This window comes from Mesorhizobium sp. B1-1-5 (assembly GCF_006443065.1).
In the GTDB taxonomy this organism is placed as follows: Bacteria; Pseudomonadota; Alphaproteobacteria; order Rhizobiales; family Rhizobiaceae; genus Mesorhizobium.
Genome location: NZ_VFWS01000055.1, coordinates 14,953 through 31,352, shown reverse-complemented (window position 1 = coordinate 31,352; position 16,400 = coordinate 14,953). Strand labels below are relative to the sequence as shown.

General features: G+C 64.4%; 23 protein-coding genes. 12 read left to right on the top strand and 11 right to left on the bottom strand.

Going from position 1 to position 16,400, the window contains the following annotated elements; translation table 11 throughout:
* Together FJ980_RS17520 and FJ980_RS17515 are read left to right on the top strand one after the other, a co-directional pair.
* A partial coding sequence (locus FJ980_RS17520) for a sensor histidine kinase (protein ID WP_140544862.1) occupies nt 1-626 on the top strand: 626 nt, incomplete at its 5' end.
* A gap of 291 nt (nt 627-917) precedes the next feature.
* Nucleotides 918-1,541 carry a response regulator transcription factor gene (locus tag FJ980_RS17515; protein WP_246673605.1) on the top strand — a complete coding sequence of 208 codons (624 nt, stop codon included), beginning with the start codon at nt 918-920 and terminating at the stop codon, nt 1,539-1,541.
* A 128-nt stretch (nt 1,542-1,669) separates the two neighbouring features.
* Here FJ980_RS17515 and FJ980_RS17510 read toward each other — a convergent pair whose 3' ends face one another.
* The gene (locus FJ980_RS17510) at nt 1,670-2,509 is read right to left on the bottom strand and encodes an LOG family protein (protein WP_095769522.1); all 840 of its coding nucleotides are present in this window, start codon (nt 2,507-2,509) and stop codon (nt 1,670-1,672) included.
* A 143-nt stretch (nt 2,510-2,652) separates the two neighbouring features.
* Between FJ980_RS17510 and dapD the strand changes: the two genes are divergently transcribed.
* From dapD to FJ980_RS17495, 3 genes are read left to right on the top strand one after another with little or no spacing between them, the layout of a single operon-like run.
* Nucleotides 2,653-3,507 (top strand): 2,3,4,5-tetrahydropyridine-2,6-dicarboxylate N-succinyltransferase, encoded by an 855-nt coding sequence (gene dapD / locus FJ980_RS17505; RefSeq protein ID WP_140544858.1) that lies wholly within the window; start codon nt 2,653-2,655, stop codon nt 3,505-3,507.
* A gap of 24 nt (nt 3,508-3,531) precedes the next feature.
* Nucleotides 3,532-3,903, top strand: a complete 372-nt coding sequence (locus FJ980_RS17500; RefSeq protein WP_140544856.1) for a DUF805 domain-containing protein — start codon at nt 3,532-3,534, stop codon at nt 3,901-3,903.
* Nucleotides 3,904-3,909: 6 nt separating this feature from the next.
* Complete coding sequence (locus FJ980_RS17495) at nt 3,910-4,677, top strand: hypothetical protein (RefSeq protein WP_140544854.1); 768 nt, start codon at nt 3,910-3,912, stop codon at nt 4,675-4,677.
* Here the strand turns inward: FJ980_RS17495 and FJ980_RS17490 are convergent.
* Nucleotides 4,586-5,620 (bottom strand): 2-dehydropantoate 2-reductase, encoded by a 1,035-nt coding sequence (locus FJ980_RS17490; protein ID WP_140544852.1) that lies wholly within the window; start codon nt 5,618-5,620, stop codon nt 4,586-4,588. The genes FJ980_RS17495 and FJ980_RS17490 overlap by 92 nt on opposite strands.
* Nucleotides 5,621-5,793: 173 nt before the next feature.
* Here FJ980_RS17490 and dapE point away from each other — a divergent pair, with 173 nt between their 5' ends.
* The 4 genes from dapE to FJ980_RS17470 all read left to right on the top strand — a co-directional run bounded on the left by dapE (nt 5,794) and on the right by FJ980_RS17470 (nt 8,280).
* Nucleotides 5,794-6,993 carry a succinyl-diaminopimelate desuccinylase gene (dapE, locus tag FJ980_RS17485; protein ID WP_140544850.1) on the top strand — a complete coding sequence of 400 codons (1,200 nt, stop codon included), beginning with the start codon at nt 5,794-5,796 and terminating at the stop codon, nt 6,991-6,993.
* 2 nt (nt 6,994-6,995) lie between these two features.
* Entirely contained in the window at nt 6,996-7,601 is a 606-nt protein-coding gene (locus FJ980_RS17480; RefSeq protein WP_140544864.1) for a transporter, read from the top strand.
* Nucleotides 7,602-7,684: 83 nt separating this feature from the next.
* Nucleotides 7,685-7,966 (top strand): type II toxin-antitoxin system ParD family antitoxin, encoded by a 282-nt coding sequence (locus FJ980_RS17475; RefSeq protein WP_140544848.1) that lies wholly within the window; start codon nt 7,685-7,687, stop codon nt 7,964-7,966.
* Nucleotides 7,963-8,280 (top strand): type II toxin-antitoxin system RelE/ParE family toxin, encoded by a 318-nt coding sequence (locus FJ980_RS17470; RefSeq protein ID WP_140544846.1) that lies wholly within the window; start codon nt 7,963-7,965, stop codon nt 8,278-8,280. Before FJ980_RS17475 ends, FJ980_RS17470 begins: the two co-directional genes overlap by 4 nt.
* 12 nt (nt 8,281-8,292) lie before the next feature.
* On the opposite strand, the gene truA is transcribed toward FJ980_RS17470, so the two are convergent.
* The 6 genes from truA to def all read right to left on the bottom strand — a co-directional run bounded on the left by truA (nt 8,293) and on the right by def (nt 11,869).
* A complete protein-coding gene (truA, locus tag FJ980_RS17465) occupies nt 8,293-9,048 on the bottom strand; it encodes a tRNA pseudouridine(38-40) synthase TruA (protein ID WP_140544844.1) in 756 nt (251 codons plus the stop codon).
* 23 nt (nt 9,049-9,071) lie between these two features.
* Nucleotides 9,072-9,578, bottom strand: coding sequence for an N-acetyltransferase (locus tag FJ980_RS17460; protein WP_140544842.1), 507 nt, complete (start codon nt 9,576-9,578; stop codon nt 9,072-9,074).
* Complete coding sequence (fmt, locus tag FJ980_RS17455) at nt 9,575-10,510, bottom strand: methionyl-tRNA formyltransferase (RefSeq protein ID WP_140544840.1); 936 nt, start codon at nt 10,508-10,510, stop codon at nt 9,575-9,577. Before fmt ends, FJ980_RS17460 begins: the two co-directional genes overlap by 4 nt.
* A 42-nt stretch (nt 10,511-10,552) precedes the next feature.
* Nucleotides 10,553-10,978: a type II toxin-antitoxin system VapC family toxin gene (locus tag FJ980_RS17450; RefSeq protein WP_140544838.1), complete on the bottom strand. Its 426-nt coding sequence runs from the start codon at nt 10,976-10,978 to the stop codon at nt 10,553-10,555.
* Complete coding sequence (locus FJ980_RS17445; protein WP_140544836.1) at nt 10,975-11,262, bottom strand: plasmid stabilization protein; 288 nt, start codon at nt 11,260-11,262, stop codon at nt 10,975-10,977. Before FJ980_RS17445 ends, FJ980_RS17450 begins: the two co-directional genes overlap by 4 nt.
* 76 nt (nt 11,263-11,338) lie before the next feature.
* Nucleotides 11,339-11,869, bottom strand: a complete 531-nt coding sequence (gene def, locus FJ980_RS17440) for a peptide deformylase (RefSeq protein WP_140544834.1) — start codon at nt 11,867-11,869, stop codon at nt 11,339-11,341.
* Nucleotides 11,870-11,972: 103 nt separating this feature from the next.
* Here def and FJ980_RS17435 point away from each other — a divergent pair, with 103 nt between their 5' ends.
* Nucleotides 11,973-13,226 carry a DNA recombination protein RmuC gene (locus FJ980_RS17435; protein ID WP_140544832.1) on the top strand — a complete coding sequence of 418 codons (1,254 nt, stop codon included), beginning with the start codon at nt 11,973-11,975 and terminating at the stop codon, nt 13,224-13,226.
* A 252-nt stretch (nt 13,227-13,478) separates the two neighbouring features.
* On the opposite strand, the gene FJ980_RS17430 is transcribed toward FJ980_RS17435, so the two are convergent.
* Both FJ980_RS17430 and FJ980_RS17425 read right to left on the bottom strand, forming a co-directional pair.
* Nucleotides 13,479-13,883, bottom strand: coding sequence for a GFA family protein (locus tag FJ980_RS17430; RefSeq protein ID WP_140544830.1), 405 nt, complete (start codon nt 13,881-13,883; stop codon nt 13,479-13,481).
* Nucleotides 13,884-13,918: 35 nt separating this feature from the next.
* A complete protein-coding gene (locus tag FJ980_RS17425; RefSeq protein ID WP_140544828.1) occupies nt 13,919-14,878 on the bottom strand; it encodes a cation diffusion facilitator family transporter in 960 nt (319 codons plus the stop codon).
* 182 nt (nt 14,879-15,060) lie between these two features.
* Here FJ980_RS17425 and FJ980_RS35855 point away from each other — a divergent pair, with 182 nt between their 5' ends.
* Together FJ980_RS35855 and sugE are read left to right on the top strand one after the other, a co-directional pair.
* Complete coding sequence (locus tag FJ980_RS35855; protein WP_095769470.1) at nt 15,061-15,186, top strand: hypothetical protein; 126 nt, start codon at nt 15,061-15,063, stop codon at nt 15,184-15,186.
* Nucleotides 15,187-15,374: 188 nt separating this feature from the next.
* A complete protein-coding gene (sugE, locus tag FJ980_RS17415) occupies nt 15,375-15,689 on the top strand; it encodes a quaternary ammonium compound efflux SMR transporter SugE (RefSeq protein ID WP_140544826.1) in 315 nt (104 codons plus the stop codon).
* A 70-nt stretch (nt 15,690-15,759) separates the two neighbouring features.
* Here sugE and FJ980_RS17410 read toward each other — a convergent pair whose 3' ends face one another.
* Entirely contained in the window at nt 15,760-16,188 is a 429-nt protein-coding gene (locus tag FJ980_RS17410; RefSeq protein ID WP_140544824.1) for a DUF6481 family protein, read from the bottom strand.
* Nucleotides 16,189-16,400: the final 212 nt, after the last annotated feature.

Here is a 16,400-nt window from a genome sequence, read left to right as displayed (position 1 = left end):
GTCTGGCGCGGCATCTGGTTGCCGTGCAGGAAAAGCAGCGCCTGCGCCTGTCGCGCGAGCTGCATGACGATCTTGGCCAGCTGCTCGCCAGCGTCGCGCTCGAATTGCACATCGTTCGCGCCGGCTCGCCGGAGATGGACGCCCGCCTCGAGCGCGCCGCGATGCTTATCGACCAGCTGAGCGCCAGGGTGCATGACGCCGCCTGGAGCCTGCGACCCGCGGACCTCGATCGCCAAGGCCTCAGAGCTTCGGTCGAGGACTTGGCTACCATGCTTTGCGGCCAACTTGGCATTGCATGCGAGATGGATCTTGAAGCCCTGTCGAGCCCGCCGCCTGCCGAGATCGCGCTCACTTTGTACCGCATCGCGCAGGAAGCGCTCACCAATATCGGCAAGCATGCCGCGCCGAGCCGCGTCAGCGTCACGGCGCACATCCAGGACGATCGGATACGCCTGACGATCGAGGATGACGGCCGCGGCTTCGACGCCGGCGCCGAACCTGGTCCGGGCCATTTGGGCCTTGCCGGAATGAGGGAGCGGCTGGCGCTGGTTGGTGGTAAATTGTCGGTTGAAACCGCCAGGGGCAAGGGAACCACCATTTACGCCGATGTGCCTCTGGCCGGCTGATCGACGGTCCGGCCGACAAGACGCGAACAAGTCTGAAACGGCATCTTCGGCGTCAGGTGGGTTACGTGAAGCGCTGCACATCCCGGACATTAGCGGTGGCTTACAGTCCGGCTTCATTGGGTTAGGCGGGGGATGGCTTACCCGTTGCGGCCGTTCAGGCCGCCAGAACAGACGGGCGTCCCGCGCCAGGCGGGCCAGTTGCCTAGACCATCAAGGACAAGAGGACCCTTTCCGCGTGACAGGGCCTTTGGCAGACTGATGGAGGTTAAGGTGTGCTGCAGGCGCATATTCGTGGTCGATGACCATCCGATCATCCTGTCGGGGGTCGGCGCGATGATCGACAGCCAGGACGATCTGACGATCGTCGGACTGGCCGGAAATGCCGAGGATGCCCTTGAAGGGATCGGCAAGACGCTACCCGATGTCGCCGTGGTCGACATATCGCTTCCCGGCGTCAACGGGGTCACGCTGATCGAACGGCTTGGCGAACGCTTTCCCGAGGTCAGCTGCATAGCGCTGACGGCGCATGAGGACCCAGGCTGCCTGCGCCAAGTGCTGGCGGCCGGCGGCCGCGGCTTCGTGGTCAAGCGGTCGACGGCGACGGACCTGCTGCAGGCCATTCGCTGCGTGTTGGCCGGCGACAACTATGTCGATCCGGCGCTCGCCGCGCGCATATTGAGCCCGCGCGGCGCCACCCAGGGCGATCCCGGCAATCTCAGCGAACGGGAACGGTCGGTCATCCAGCTGGTGGCGCTCGGCTACAGCAACAAGGAAATCTCGTCCAGGCTCAACCTCAGCATAAAGACCATCGAGACCTACCGCACCAGGGCAACCGAGAAGCTCGCGCTGCACTCACGGGCGGCCATCGTGCGTTTCGCGCACTCGAATGGCTGGCTGGTCGAGCTGCCGGTGTAGGCAGACCGGGCCGGGATGCCGTCCCGGGTAGAGGAATTGGAGAACCGAGGAATTGAAGAACTGGAGAACAGACGAACGATCCGGAGGTCCTTTTTCCCCAATTCTTCAGTTCTTCAATTCATCAGTTCCTACAACTTGTAGAAGCGGCGGATGATCTCCCAGGCCTCTTCGGCCGTGTCGACGAAATCGATGATGTCCTGGTCGCCGGGCGAGATCGTGCCCTGCTCGGCGAGGAAATCGAGATCGATCGCCCTTTGCCAGAACGCCTTGCCGAACAGGATGACCGGGACGCGCTCCATGCGTCCCGTCTGGATGAGTGTCAGCGTCTCGAAGAACTCGTCCATCGTGCCGAAGCCGCCCGGAAACACCGCGACCGCCTTGGCGCGCATGACGAAATGCATCTTGCGGACGGCGAAATAGTGGAAATTGAAGCAGAGCTCCGGCGTGACATAGGCGTTGGGCGCCTGCTCGTGCGGCAGCACGATGTTCAAGCCGATCGACGGCGCGCCGACATCGTCGGCGCCGCGGTTGCCCGCTTCCATGACGCCGGGGCCGCCGCCGGTGACGACGACATATTCACGATAATAGGAGGTGGCCGACTGCTGCGAGCACAGGCGAGCGAATCTGCGCGCTTCCTCGTAATATTTGCTGTTCGCCTCGAGGTTCTTCTTCTGGGTCTCGTTCTTGGCCGCCCAGGCTTCGCCGCCGGGTTCCGGCAGGCGGGCGCCGCCGAACAGGATGACGGTCGAATGAATGCCGCGTTCGGCCAGGATCATTTCCGGCTTCAGAAGCTCGAGCTGCAGCCGCACGGCACGCAATTCGCGACGCGTCATGAACTCGGGATCGTTCCAGGCCAGCCGGTAGGTCTCGGCACGCGTCTGCGGGGTATCCGGCACGCCTTTCGAGCGCTCCAGATCCTCGTCCGAATGCGGCAGCGGCGTCCACCCTGCCTTTTCCATGGGAGTCATCGAATCCACCCGTCCATTCCTTCACTTGCGCCGTCCCGTGCCGCAGGCGCGATTGACCCCCATTGAGCCTTAACATAGGGTCCGCGCGACTTTTAAACAGGTTAAGGCGTGGCCCCTTAACAGCTTGGTAATGGAGCGAAATCATGTCGAAGCCCGATCTGGCGAGCCTCGAAAAGACCATCGAGAAGGCCTTCGAGGAGCGCGACACGATTTCGACCGCGACGCGCGGCGAGACGCGCGACGCCATCCAGTCGGCGCTCGACCTGCTCGACCGCGGCGTCGCCCGCGTCGCCGAACGGCAGGACGACGGCAAGTGGCACGTCAACCAGTGGCTGAAGAAGGCGGTGCTGCTCTCCTTCCGGCTGAACCCGATGGAGATCATCAAGGGCGGTCCCGGCCAGGCCGTGTGGTGGGACAAGGTGCCGTCCAAGTTCGACGGCTGGAGCGCCGTCGACTTCGAGAAGGCAGGCTTCCGCGCCGTGCCGTCCTCGATCGTGCGCCGGTCGGCCTATGTCGCGCCGGGCGCCGTGCTGATGCCGTCCTTCGTCAACGTCGGGGCCTATGTCGATACCGGCACCATGGTCGACACCTGGGCTTCGGTCGGCTCCTGCGCCCAGATCGGCAAGAACGTGCATCTTTCCGGCGGCGTCGGCATCGGCGGCGTGCTGGAGCCGATGCAGGCCGGCCCGACCATCATCGAGGACAATTGCTTTATCGGCGCGCGCTCCGAAGTGGTCGAAGGCTGCATCGTGCGCGAAGGCTCGGTGCTCGGCATGGGCGTGTTCATCGGCCAGTCGACCAAGATCGTCGACCGCGCCACCGGCGAGGCTTTTTACGGCGAGGTGCCACCGAACTCGGTGGTCGTCGCCGGATCGCTGCCCGGCAAGCCGCTGCCCAATGGCGAGCCGGGCCCGAGCCTCTACTGCGCTGTCATCGTCAAGCGCGTCGACGCCAAGACCCGCTCCAAGACCTCGATCAACGAATTGCTGCGCGATTGATCGTCCACGACGGAGCGGACGCCATTGGCTGAAAGATCGCAATTCTTCTGGCTGTTCTTCAGCCTTTCGGGGCGGCTGAGCCCGGTCGCCTATGCGCTGGCCGGGATTTTGCTGGTCCTTGTCCAGTTTTTCCCGTTCTACCAGTTCGCGCGGGTGGAGCTGAACACGACCGCTAGCCAGAATTGGGCCATGATATGCTGGGGCGTGCTGCTGATCTCAGCCTGGGCCACGTTCGCGGTGACGGCGAAGCGCTTCCATGATTTCGGCAAGCCGACCTATTTTGCGCTGATCTCGCTCATCATCGGTCCCATCCTGCTTATCATCCTCGCCTGTTTCCGCAGCGATCCCGGACCGAACCGCTACGGCAGGCGCACCAACGCGCCGGGCGATAGCTGAGGTCGCATGCGCTATCGCACGCTCGATCCGACGCGGATCATCGAGACCGCCCAAAGGCTGGAGGAGCGCGTCGCGGAGCGTTTCCCGGAAAGAGGCCTGCGCGCCGTTGCCGCCGAACTGGTGTCGCTGTCGCGAGATCTCGCCAAGGCCGCCAGGGAACTGGAAGCGCCGATCTGGTGGTTGCGCGGCGTCATCGTCGCGGCCTTCGTCGCCGGCGTGGCGATATTCCTGTTCGTCGGCACCATCCTGCCGCTCGACCGCATTTCGGGCGCCGACGACGCCGTGCAGTCGATGCAAGGCATCGAGGCGACGATCAACACGGTCATCCTGGCAGTGCTCGGGCTGCTGGCGCTGATCCGCACCGAGGAGCCGATCAAGCGCAAGAAGGTTTTCCGGCAGCTGCACGGGCTGCGCTCGCTGATCCATGTCATCGACATGCATCAATTGACCAAGGATCCGGCGACTTTGTCGGCCGATTTCAAGCCAACTTCGCACTCGCCCGCCCGCATCACCGATGCGGCCGACCTGGCGCGCTATCTCGACTATTGCTCCGAAATGCTGTCGATCGCCGGCAAGGTCGCGGCGCTGTTCGCGCAATCGGTCAATGACGATGTCGTCGTCAACGCCGTCAACGATATCGAGAATCTGAGCTCCAACCTGTCGCGCAAGATCTGGCAGAAGATCACGCTGATCGAGGACCGCCGCCGACCGCTTCCGGCCCGAGACCGGGCGGACCGCGCTTTTCCGCTTCCGCCTGACGCACCAGCGCGGTGACGCGTTCGTTGAGCGGCGTCGGGACGCCCGTTTGCCTGGCCAGGCGAATGACCGCGCCCTGCAATTCGTCGATCTCGGTTGGGCGGCCGCGTTTCAGGTCGTCCCACATCGACGAGCGGGCTTGAGGGTCGATCGCCAGCATGCGGCGCGCCAGAAGCCCGAACAGCCAGTCGGGAAGCCGCAGCACTTTCGGCAGCAGCGATGGCGGCAGGCCGGTGATGCGCGCCGGCGCTATGCCCGCCGCTCGCATCGCGGCGAGCGCTTCATCGATCTGGCCAGCCAGGATGACGCGCCAGCTTCGGTCGGCCAATTGTTTCACCAGCGGCAGGTCGGAAAGCGCGACGAGGGCATTGTTGAGGTTCATCAGCAATTTGCCCCACTGCACCGCCTTCATGTCGGCGCGCGCTTCGACGGCAAGCCCGTCGACGTTAAGCAGATCGACGAGGCCGTCGACGCCGTCGTCGCTCATCACCTCGCCCTGGCTGGCGCGGTGCGCACGCAACGGCGCCCCGCCGTCGGGCGACAGGACGACGTTGAACATGACCATGCCGGTCAACACCGGCCGTCCAGGGAGCGCGGCGCGCAACCTGTCCGCATTGTCGACGCCGTTCTGCAGGCTGACCACCACGGCATCAGGGCGTCCGTGGGCGGCGACCAGCCCGGCCATCTCCCCGGTCGCGCCGCTCTTCACCGTCACCAGGATGACATCCGCGCCGGCGAGTGCTGCCGCCGGATCGTCGGTGGCCGAAATCGCTTGCGCTTCGATGCGGCGGTCACGGCCGTCGAGATCGCTGACGCGCAGCCCGCTTTCGCGCATGGCCGCGACGACGCGGCCGCGGCCGAGGAAGACGACCTTGCGCCCGGCGAGCGCCAGGCAGCCGCCGACGTAGCAGCCGATGCTGCCGGCGCCGGCTATCGCGATCGTTCTCGTTTCACGGGCCATGCATTCGTCCTCGCGTGGCCGGCACCTTACTATTATGCATGTCGTTCTCCCAGAACCGCCGCACACTTGCGGGCGGCATGCATTTACCGTCATGAAAACCATATTGTCGGCAGCATGAGCGGCGATCATCTGCCACCGTGACACGACAAACGCTTTCGACTATCGCTTTGCCCATGACATTGCCTACCGATCCCGCCGCGAATCTTGCCGCCCTGATCCGCTGCCCGTCCGTGACGCCCGCCGAGGGTGGCGCGCTCGCGGCGCTGCAAGACATGCTGAAGCCGCTCGGCTTCTCGGTCGAGCGTCCAATCTTCTCGGAAGACGGCACGCCGGACATCGAAAACCTCTATGCGCGGCGCTCGGGCAACGGCCCGCATCTGATGTTTGCCGGCCATACCGATGTTGTGCCGGTGGGCGATGAGGCGGCCTGGACGCATCCGCCCTTCGCCGCCGAAATCGCCAATGGCGAGATGTACGGCCGCGGCGCCGTCGACATGAAGGGCGGCATCGCCTGCTTCATCGCCGCGGTTGCGCGCCAGGTGGCGAAAAATGGCGGCCCGAAAGGCTCGGTGTCGCTGCTCGTCACCGGCGACGAGGAAGGCCCGGCCATCAATGGCACCACCAAGCTGCTCGACTGGGCGGCGGCCAAGGGCGAGAAGTGGGACGCCTCGATCGTCGGCGAGCCGACCAATCCCGACGCGCTCGGCGACATGATCAAGATCGGCCGGCGCGGTTCGCTGTCGGGCAGCGTGACCGCCAACGGTCGCCAGGGCCATGTCGCCTATCCGCAGCTTGCCGACAATCCGGTGCGTGGCCTGATCAGCCTTGTCGACGCGCTGCTCCATCCGGTGTTCGACAAGGGCACGAAGGATTTCCAGCCGACCAATCTCGAAGTGACGTCGATCGATGTCGGCAATGCGGCGACCAACGTCATCCCGGCGAAGGCGACGGCCATTTTCAACATCCGCTTCAACGACACCTGGGACGCCGAGACGATTCAGGCCGAGATCCACAACAGGCTCGACCAGGCCGCCGGGCGCAAGAAATACCGGCCGGGCAAGAAGGCGCCGGTCGACTACGAGCTTGTCTGGCGCGACCGGCCGAGCCATGTCTTCCTCACCCGCGACGACAGGCTGATCGATACGCTGAGCGGTTCGGTCAAGGCAGTGGTCGGCAAGAGGCCGGCGCTCTCCACCTCCGGCGGCACGTCGGACGCGCGCTTCATCAAGGACTATTGCCCGGTGGTCGAGTTCGGGCTGGTCGGCAAGACCATGCATATGGTGGACGAGCGCGTCACGCTTGCCGACCTCGAGACGCTGACGCAAATCTACGAACGCTTTATCGAAGACTGGTTCGGACAAGGCCTTTCGTGACCATGCTTTCGGCAGACGAAACCTATGCTTCGCTGGCCGGCGCCTGGCGGCTGATGTTCGGCAAGGCTGATGGCCTGCGCCTGCTCGACCTTTCGGCCGACGGTTTCTGGAATTCCTTCTTTGCCATCGTCGTGGCGGCTCCGGCGCTGATCGTCGGCTGGGTCGGGATAGCCAATGAGGTCGGCGACCCCAGTGCCTTCGCCGGGCGCCTCGGCATGCTGATAAGGCTGGCGACCGTCGATATCGGCTCCTGGGTGCTGCCGCTGGTGGCGCTTGCGCTGGTGGCGCCGCGCGCCGGCATCGGCGGCCGCTTCGTCCACTATGTCGTCGCGTCCAACTGGGCGTCGGCGATCATCGCCTGGCTGATGCTGCCCTCGGCGCTGCTCAGGTTGCTCCTGCCTTCCGCCAGCGAGGTCAGCAGTCTCGTGTCGCTGGCGCTGTTCGCCCTGTCGATGGTGCTGACCTGGCGCATGACCAATACAACCATCGGCAAAGGCGCCGCGGTGGGCACGGCCGTGTTCGTCGGCATGTTCATCGCCTCGCTGCTGGTCCTGTTCGGCCTGCAGGCGCTGCTCGGCATCGACATACCAGACGGCACGACGGGTTGATCCTGCCCGACTGACAAGGTCTTTCAATTTACGGGGCAGAATGGTATGATAATTTCATACCGTTCTCTTCGTGGAGGGAATCTATGTCCGCCACCGAAAAACGCACCTTCAGCCTGCCGGCGGAGCAAGCCGCCTTCATCGATCAACTCGTCCGCTCGGGCACCTATGCGACCAGCAGCGAAGTCATCCGCGCGGGGCTTCGCGCCCTTCAGGAGCGCGACGCCGCGGTGGAGCGCTGGCTCCGCGAGGAAGTCGCACCGACCTATGATGCGTTGAAGACAAACCCTGGCAAAGTCATTTCGCCTGCGGAAATGGCCCAACGGGCGCGCAAGCGCCACGAGACTCACTCGCAGAAGAAACCGTGAAGCGCCGCGCCGTCGTCTACTCGCTTGATGCCGGCGACGATCTCGATCGTATTTATACTATTGTTGCTGAGGCCAGCAGCCCCATCACGGCGGATCGCTATGATCGTCGCATACGGACGTTCTGCGAGCGTCTCGATCATGGCTCCGAACGAGGCACGCTTCGTGATGACGTGCGGCCGGGGCTTCGTGTTGTCGGGTTTGAACGCCGGATCACCGTTGCCTTCGTGGTGGAACCTGAGCGGGTCGTGATTCTGCGACTGTTCTATGGCGGAGCCAATTGGTCTGGCGAACTCGCCGGGGTCGACGCCGGCTGATCGAGACCGCGCTCAGACGCCCTCCGGATAATCCACCCCGACGAGAAACAGCCCGTCCGGCGGCGCTACTTGGCCGCAGGCGGCGCGATCGCGTGCTTCGAGCGCCGCCTTGAGATCGGCGGCGCTCCAGGAGCCGTCGCCGACGCGCTTCAGCGAGCCGACCATCGAGCGCACCTGGTTGTGCAGAAAAGAGCGCGCCGAGCTGCGCAGCTCGATGAAGTCGCCATCGCGGCTGACGTCGAGGCGGTCAAGCGTGCGGACCGGGCTTTCGGCCTGGCACTGGGTGGAGCGGAAGGTGGTGAAGTCATGCTTTCCGAGCAGCACCTTGGCCGCCTCATGCATGGCCTCGGCGTCGAGCCGCTTCGGCACCCACCAGACCTTGCCCTTTTCCAGCGCCGCCGGCGCCCGACGATTGAGGATGCGATAGAGATAGTGGCGGCCGGTGGCGGAAAACCGCGCGTCGAAACCGTCGGGGACGACGCCAGCTTTCAGGATGGCGACACGCGTGCCGGCCGCATGCAGATGCGCGTTGACGGCGTCGCGCACCTTGTCGCCCGACCACGCTTTGGCCAGGTCGACATGCGCGACCTGCGCGGTGGCGTGCACGCCGGCATCGGTGCGGCCGGCGGCACGTATTCTTACCTCTTCACCGCAGAATTTCTCGATCGCCTGCTCGATCGCCTGCTGCACCGAGGGCTGGTCGGCCTGATGCTGCCAGCCGGCGAATTGGCTGCCGTCATATTCGATATCGAGCCGAAAACGCGGCATGTCCTGCGGCGCTTGCCGCTCGCCTAGGCGGCTAAAGCGGTAAAGGCGGAAGCGTAGACCAGCCTGCCGGTCTCGGGCGCGTCGCCCCAGGCCAGCGCCTGCAGCGCCTCGCCCTGGTACTCGCTCTCGAACTTCCCGGCGCGGGCATGGCTGTAGCCGAAGCGGCCATAATAGGTCGGATCGCCCAAAACCACGGCCAGCGTCTCGCCGGCTTCCTTGAGCCGTACATGCGCCTCGCGGATCAGCGCGCCGCCGATGCCGGTGCCGTGGAACGACGGCTCGACCGCCAGCGGCGCCAGCGCGACGGCGGCGAACTGCTTGGTGCCGCTCTGAACGAACAGCCGCGAGAAAAGAATATGGCCGACGACCTGCCCGTCTTCCTCTGCAACCAGCTCGACGACGGCATCGCCGCCGGTGACAAGCGCGTCGACCAGGCCGGCTTCCGCCTGCTGGCCAAAGGCATGTTCTTCGACGAGGCGGATCGCCTCGCGATCCCGCGGCGTCGCCGCGCGTATCGACATCATGCTCATGTGAGTTTCGTTCCTTTTTCGATCTTGGCTCCGCGCAAAAACTCCTGCGCGGCGGCAGGCTTTCCGCCCGCCCGTTGAACTTCGACCAGCCTGACCGCGCCTGTCCCGCAGGCGATCGTCAGCCGGTCATCGAGAATTCCTCCCGACTCGCCGACGCCATCCGAGAGCGTCGAGCGAAGCAGTTTCAGCCGCTCCATGCGGCCGCCAATGTCGACCTCGCACCACGCGCCTGGAAAGGGCGAGAGGCCGCGAATGTGATTGTGGACTTCGCCAGAAGGCCGCGTCCAGTCTACGCGTGTCTCCGATTTATCGATCTTTCGGGCGTAGGTCACCCCTGCCATTGCCTGTTGGGTAAATGTCAGACAATTTATCCCCAACTGCGCGAGCGCCTGAACCATCAGCGAAGCGCCTTGAACCATCAGTCGGTCATGCAATTCGCCGGCCGTCATGTCGGGCGCGATGGCGACTTTTTCAACCATCGCCACCGGCCCGGTGTCCAGACCCTCTTCCATCTTCATGACCATCATGCCGGTCTCGGTGTCGCCGGCCATGATGGCGCGCTGGATGGGAGCAGCACCACGCCAGCGTGGCAAAAGCGAGGCATGGCCGTTGAGGCAGCCCAGCCTTGGCGCGTCCAGAACGGCTTTCGGCAGCAGCAACCCGTAGGCGACGACCACCGCGACATCGGCCTGCAAGGCGGCAAAAGCCTGCTGCTCGGCCTCGCTTTTCAGCGATGCCGGCGTGCGCACCTCGAGCGCCAGCCGCTCCGCCTCGCGCTGCACCGGCGAGGGCGTCAGCCCCAGCCCGCGCCGGCCGGCGGCGCGCGGCGGCTGGGTGTAGACGGCCGCGATCTCGTGGCCGGCCTCGGCGACGGCGCGCAAGGTCGGCACGGAAAAATCCGGCGTGCCCATGAAGATGACGCGAAGCGGCATGACGTCCTGCGATCCTGTTTTGAGGCCCGAATGCCAGCTGGCTCAGGCGCCCGCTTCAAAAGGGTTTACGAGCTTCAGGTCAAGCCCGTCGAAGTCAGGGATATTGCGAGTCGCCAGGGTTGCATCTTGCGCGAGACAAATCGCAGCGATCATGGCGTCGGGCAGGCTCATTGGACGGCCCATTCGCTCACGCATGGCCCGCAACTTGCCGGCAAGACGAGGGGTTGAGCCCGCAAACTCCACCACGCGACCGGCAAACTGATGCGAGATCAGATGATCCAGGGCACGGATATAGCGATCCGATCCAGTCCTGTTCAAAAATCTTTCCGCGCCAAAGGATTGCTCCATGATAACCGGGCCGCAGAGGTAGAGTTCCAGAACATCCTGTTTGTTAAGCCATTCGGCAACGATCGGATTTGGCACCGGCTTGCCGGCTTCGGAAATGACGTTGGTGTCGAGGACGATCACTCGAAATCCTCGACCGGACGACCAAAGTCACGTTTCCTTTCCGCTTCGATTTCGTCCATTATCTCTGCGAACGTCTCGTCAGTGGCGTTTTCAGCAACGAATGCCGAGCGAATCGCATCCCAGGCCGAAACGCCCCGCTCCGGCTTGGCCTCTTTTTCCGCAACGATACCTTTGCGCAGAAGATCGATGGCTTTGCTCGACAGGCTGTGGCCACCCCTGCGAGCAGCTTGCTCAATTTCATGCTTCAAAGGCTCGGGAATGCCTCGAATTAACATATCGCCCATCGGCGTTTCTCCACTCTGATATCATCGATATCATAATGGGAGCCTGCGCTCAAGGCAGTGGGTTCCAAGGCGGACGTCAGCCCACCATCTTGCCCGGTGCCTTGTCCTTGGCGAGCTTCTTGAACTTCCTCACCACCATGTCGCGCTTGAGCTTCGAGATGTGGTCGATGAACAAAACGCCGTTGAGATGGTCGATCTCGTGCTGCAGGCATGTGGCCATCAGGCCTTCCGCCTTGATCTCCTGCAGCTTGCCGTCGCGGTCGAGATACTTCACCCGCACCGAAGCCGGGCGCTCGACCTCGGCGTAATAGTCGGGGATCGACAGGCAGCCTTCCTCATAGACGGAGCGCTGGTCGGAACTTTCGAGCACTTCCGGATTGATGAAGACATGCGGCTGAGGCGGCTCGCCCTCCTTGGCAAGGTCGATGACCAGCAGCCGCCGCGGCTCGCCGACCTGGATCGCCGCGAGGCCGATGCCCGGCGCGTCATACATGGTCTCCAGCATATCGTCGGCGAGCTTGCGCAAATCGGCATCGACGCGCTCGACCGGCTTGGAAACCTGGCGCAGGACGGGATCTGGAAGGATGATGAGCGGCTTGATCGACATGGCGTCTCACCTAAGACCTCGCTTGAAAAGCGTCAACCGGGGCATCTTCGACCTGTTCACGTTTTGATCTGTGCCAGGAGGCCGAATCGGTTATGCTGCCCAAATGAACGACATGACCTCCATCCTTTCCGAGCCCATCGCGCGGCTCGGCGCCACGACCATCACGCTTGGCCAGGCGCTGGCTTTCGGCGCGATCCTTCTGCTTGCGCTGTCCGTGGCGCTCGTCGTCGCCTTGTGGCGTGCGGCCGGGGCGCGCGCAGCGGCGGCCGCCGAAGCCGCCGACCATGCCCGCGATGCCGAGGCGAGGATGGCCGACATCATGCAAGCGCAGGCCGAGATGCAGGGGCGCATGGGGGCGATCGCCGAGGTGTTCGGGGCGCGGCAGGCCGAGCTCACCCAATCGCTCGGACAACGGCTCGACGCCATGACCGGGCGTCTCGGCCAGACCATGGCCGAGCAGACCAAGTCGACGCATGAAAGCCTGGCCAAGCTGCAGGAGCGGCTGGCGGTGATCGACACCGCGCAAGGCAACATCCAGTCCTTGGCCGGCCAGGTCGTGCAGCTGCAGGCGATCCTCTCCAACAAGCAGACGCGCGGCGCCTTCGGCCAGTCGCGGATGGAAGCGATCGTCGCCGACGGCCTGCCGCATGGCGCCTACGAGTTCCAGGCCAGTCTCAGCAACGGCAGCCGGCCCGATTGCCTGGTGCGGATGCCCAACGGCGCGCCGTCACTCGCCATCGACGCCAAGTTTCCGCTGGAAGCGTGGAACGCCATCCGCGCCGCCGAGGGTGAGGCCATGCAGAAGGCGGCGGCGCAGGCTTTCCGGCGCGACATCGAGGTGCATATCCGCGATATCGCCGAAAAATACCTGATCCAGGGCGAGACGCAGGACACCGCCTTCATGTTCGTGCCGTCGGAATCGGTGTTCGCCGAGATCCACGAGAATTTCGAGGCGGTGGTGCAGAAGGCGCATCGCGCCCGCGTCGTCATCGTCTCGCCCTCGCTGCTGATGCTGTCGATCCAGGTCATCCAGGCGATCCTCAAGGACGCCCGCATGCGCGAGCAGGCGCATCTGATCCAGGGCGAGGTCATCCGCCTGATGGAGGATGTGGGTCGGGTCGACGAGCGGGTACGCCGGCTGCAGACGCATTTCGGCCAGGCGGCGCGGGACATCGACGACATCCTAGTCTCGACGTCGAAGGTGACCAAGCGCGGCCAGAAGATCGAGGCGCTGGAATTCGCGGAAGGCGAGGCCGAGGCCGCGCGAAGCGCAGCGCCAAAGGCCGACGCCGGCGCGCGGGTGGCGGACTCCAAGACGGGTCAGCTCAGGCTGCGCGTCGTGGAGGGCGACGAGTAGGTAGCCGCCGGAATTTGGCGAAGCGCCCGTCCCGTCGTCATTCCAGGGCGGAGCAAGGAGCGAAGCGACGCGCGCAGACCCTGGAATCCATGCCGTGACGCTAAGGCATTGAGACGGTTAAGAATTCTGCTCCGCCGAGCCCCCTCACATCGTTCACGGCAGGATCCTCGGGTCAAGCCCGAGGGGATGACGAAGGCGCGAAAGATTCAGCCAATCGCCGAGGCTTCCGCCAACGGGGCCGATCCGACAGTGCTACTGCTCCTCGATGGTCGCCATGCCTTCAAACTCCGGCAGCCAGTGCAAGGCCGAACGGTGCCAGACCTGTTTTTTCGGGACGAGTTCCTCGCGCTGACGCGCCGTGCCGACCCTGATGCCGTAGATCTTGGGCCCATCTCCCACCGACGTGGCGTAGAGGTGCGATCCGCACTCGCCGCAAAAGCCCTGCGCCCGCCTGGCGCCGCTCGACCCGGTCTTGACATAGACCTTCGGCACGCCCCTGGTAATCCGGTAGTCGCTTTCCGGCGCCGGAACCGTCACGCGAAAGGCCGTGCCGGTCAGCTGCTGGCAGTCGGTGCAGTGGCAGATCGAGGTCTTTTCCGGATCGACCTCCGCCTCATAGGCGATCGCGCCGCAATGGCATCCGCCGTCGATCTTCATCGGCCTTCCTCCTGACAAATTCGCTTTATCAAAGCCTATCCCTCCTCCGAGGCCTCGGCCATGGCCTTGCGCCGCCGCTCCCATGTGCCAGTGGCTTGCGGCTTGACGAAGAGCCTCGTTATTTGCGGCATTTCCTTCTTGAGCCTGGCTTCCAGACGCTCGACGCAGGCCTCGATATCGGGCGCGCTGAGATGATCCTCGAATTCGATGCTCAAGCCCGCGACGATTTCCTCCGGCCCGATATGGACGCTCAGGATTCCGTTCGCGCGCTGCACCGCCGGATCGTCCTGGACGATCGCCAGCACCCTCTTCTGCACTTCGGGTGAGGCAGGTTCGCCCAGCAGCAGCCCTTTGCTCTCGCGCGCCAGGAAGATGGCGGTCGCGCCGAGGATGATGGCGATGCCGATCGAGCCGAGGCCGTCGAGCTCGGGGATTCCCAGAAGCTGGGCCGACAGGATGCCGGCGAAAGCGACTGCAAGCCCGAGCAGCGCGGCGCTGTCCTCGAACAGTACCGTATAGACGCTGGGATCCTTGCTCGATTGCACGGCCTGCAGCCAGCCTTGCTTGCCCTTCTGCTGCCGGAACTCCTTCAGCGCTAACAGCCATGAGCTGCCCTCGAACAGGAAGGAAAGGGCGAGCACGATGTAGTTGACCTTGGCGTTGACGAACGGCTCGGGCGCCATGATGTGGATGACGCCTTCATAGAATGAGACGCCGGCGCCGAGCGCGAACACCAGAAGCGCCACGATAAAGCTCCAGAAATAGAGCTCGCGTCCGTGGCCGAGCGGGTGGGTGCGGTCGGGCGGCCGCGCGGCGCGGTGCATGCCGTGAAGGAGCAGCGCGCCGTTGCCGGTGTCGACCAGCGAATGCACACCTTCCGACAGCATGGCGGACGAACCAGTGAGCGCTGCCGCCGTGAATTTGGTCGCCGCGATCGCCAAATTGCCGGCGAGCGCTGCGTAGATCACCCGTCTCGAGCCGCTATGTCCTGCCATCTGATCTCCGAGCTGCCCCGCGCCCGAGCTTGACGGCCCGCCTCACAGACAATGCACCAGCCCGTGCGAGGTTTCGGAAATCGGTTGACAGCCGGTCGATCGGCTTCGCAAAGCGGCACAGCCTCTTGCAGCCGGGCATTTCTCTTGTTTCACTCGCACGTCCACAATCGGAGGAGCGAATCATGGCTAAAGGTGCGATGAAGGCGGGCAAGGAAGCCCGCAAGCCGAAGAAGGACGCCAAGAAGCCCGCCGCGGCCCCGGCTCCGAAGGCGCCGCCGGTCAAGGCGTTGCGAATCAAGGAAAAGTAAGCGGCCGGATTCGGTCGATCCGGCTCGATGCTGACTTTGAACCGGCGGCATGACAATGCTGCCGGTGTTTTGCTGATCGAGGCCACCCCATATCAAAGGGCGAGGAACGACCTCGCTTCCCCGAAAACCGGCCGGGACGACCCGCCGCCAAGCATCTCAGGCGATGCTGGAATGACGGAGTGTCTTCGGTGTCCTGGATTTTTCTTTTCTTCGCCGGCCTGTTCGAGATCGGCTGGGCGATCGGCCTCAAATATACCGACGGCTTCTCCAAGCCGCTGCCGACCCTTCTCACCATTGCCTCGATGATCGTCAGCCTCGGCCTGCTCGGGCTGGCGCTGAAGACGCTGCCTGTCGGCACGGCCTATGCGGTGTGGACCGGCATCGGCACCGTCGGCACGGCGCTGCTCGGCATCTGGCTGCTCGGCGAGCCGGCGACGATCGTCCGGCTCGCCTGTATCGGCCTGATCGTCTGCGGCATCGTCGGGCTGAAACTGGTCGCCTAGCTCGGTATACGTAGCACAAACGCGTTCAGGGCCGCTTTCGGCGACCCTGAACCATTTTCCTGGAATTGCTCTAGCGGGCGGAGAAGCCCGGAGGCGTCCGGCCGACGCGAGACTTGCGGGCGGCGTAGCGTGCGTCACGCTTGGCCTTGCGCGCGGCCTCATCGGCAAGCTCGAAAGCGATGCGCTCGGATTCCTCGGCCTCGCGGCGCTTGGCCTCTTCGGCCGCCGCCGCTTCCGCCGCAAGACGCGCCGCTTCGGCAATCGCCTCGCGCTCGGCCTTCTCGGCCGCTTCGCGCGCCAGCCTTTCCTGCTTCAGCCGAGCCTTTTCCGCCTCGCGGATGGCGCGGGCCTCAAGGATAGCCTTGCGTTCGGCCTGGCGAGCCAGCACTGTCGGATCATCCGCCGCCGGCTTTGCCTTGAAGCGCTCGAGCAGCGCCTTCTTTGCCTCGTTCGCGGCACTGCGCCGCTCGAAAATGTCTTTTTCCCTGTAGATAGCCAAGTGCACTTCCCTGCAGTCTATTCGCGACGCTTACATACGCGTGAAAACGGCAAGTTCAAGCGCCAAAACGGTATGGCAGCCATGAAAAATTCGGGCTTGTTGCCGCAGGGATACGACCCGGCAGCGCGATGCACTGTTCACAGATCGCGCGTCTGGCCGGCAGAACGGCGGATGGTTACCTCTAGGGCCGACGACAAACGCCGACGTGAACA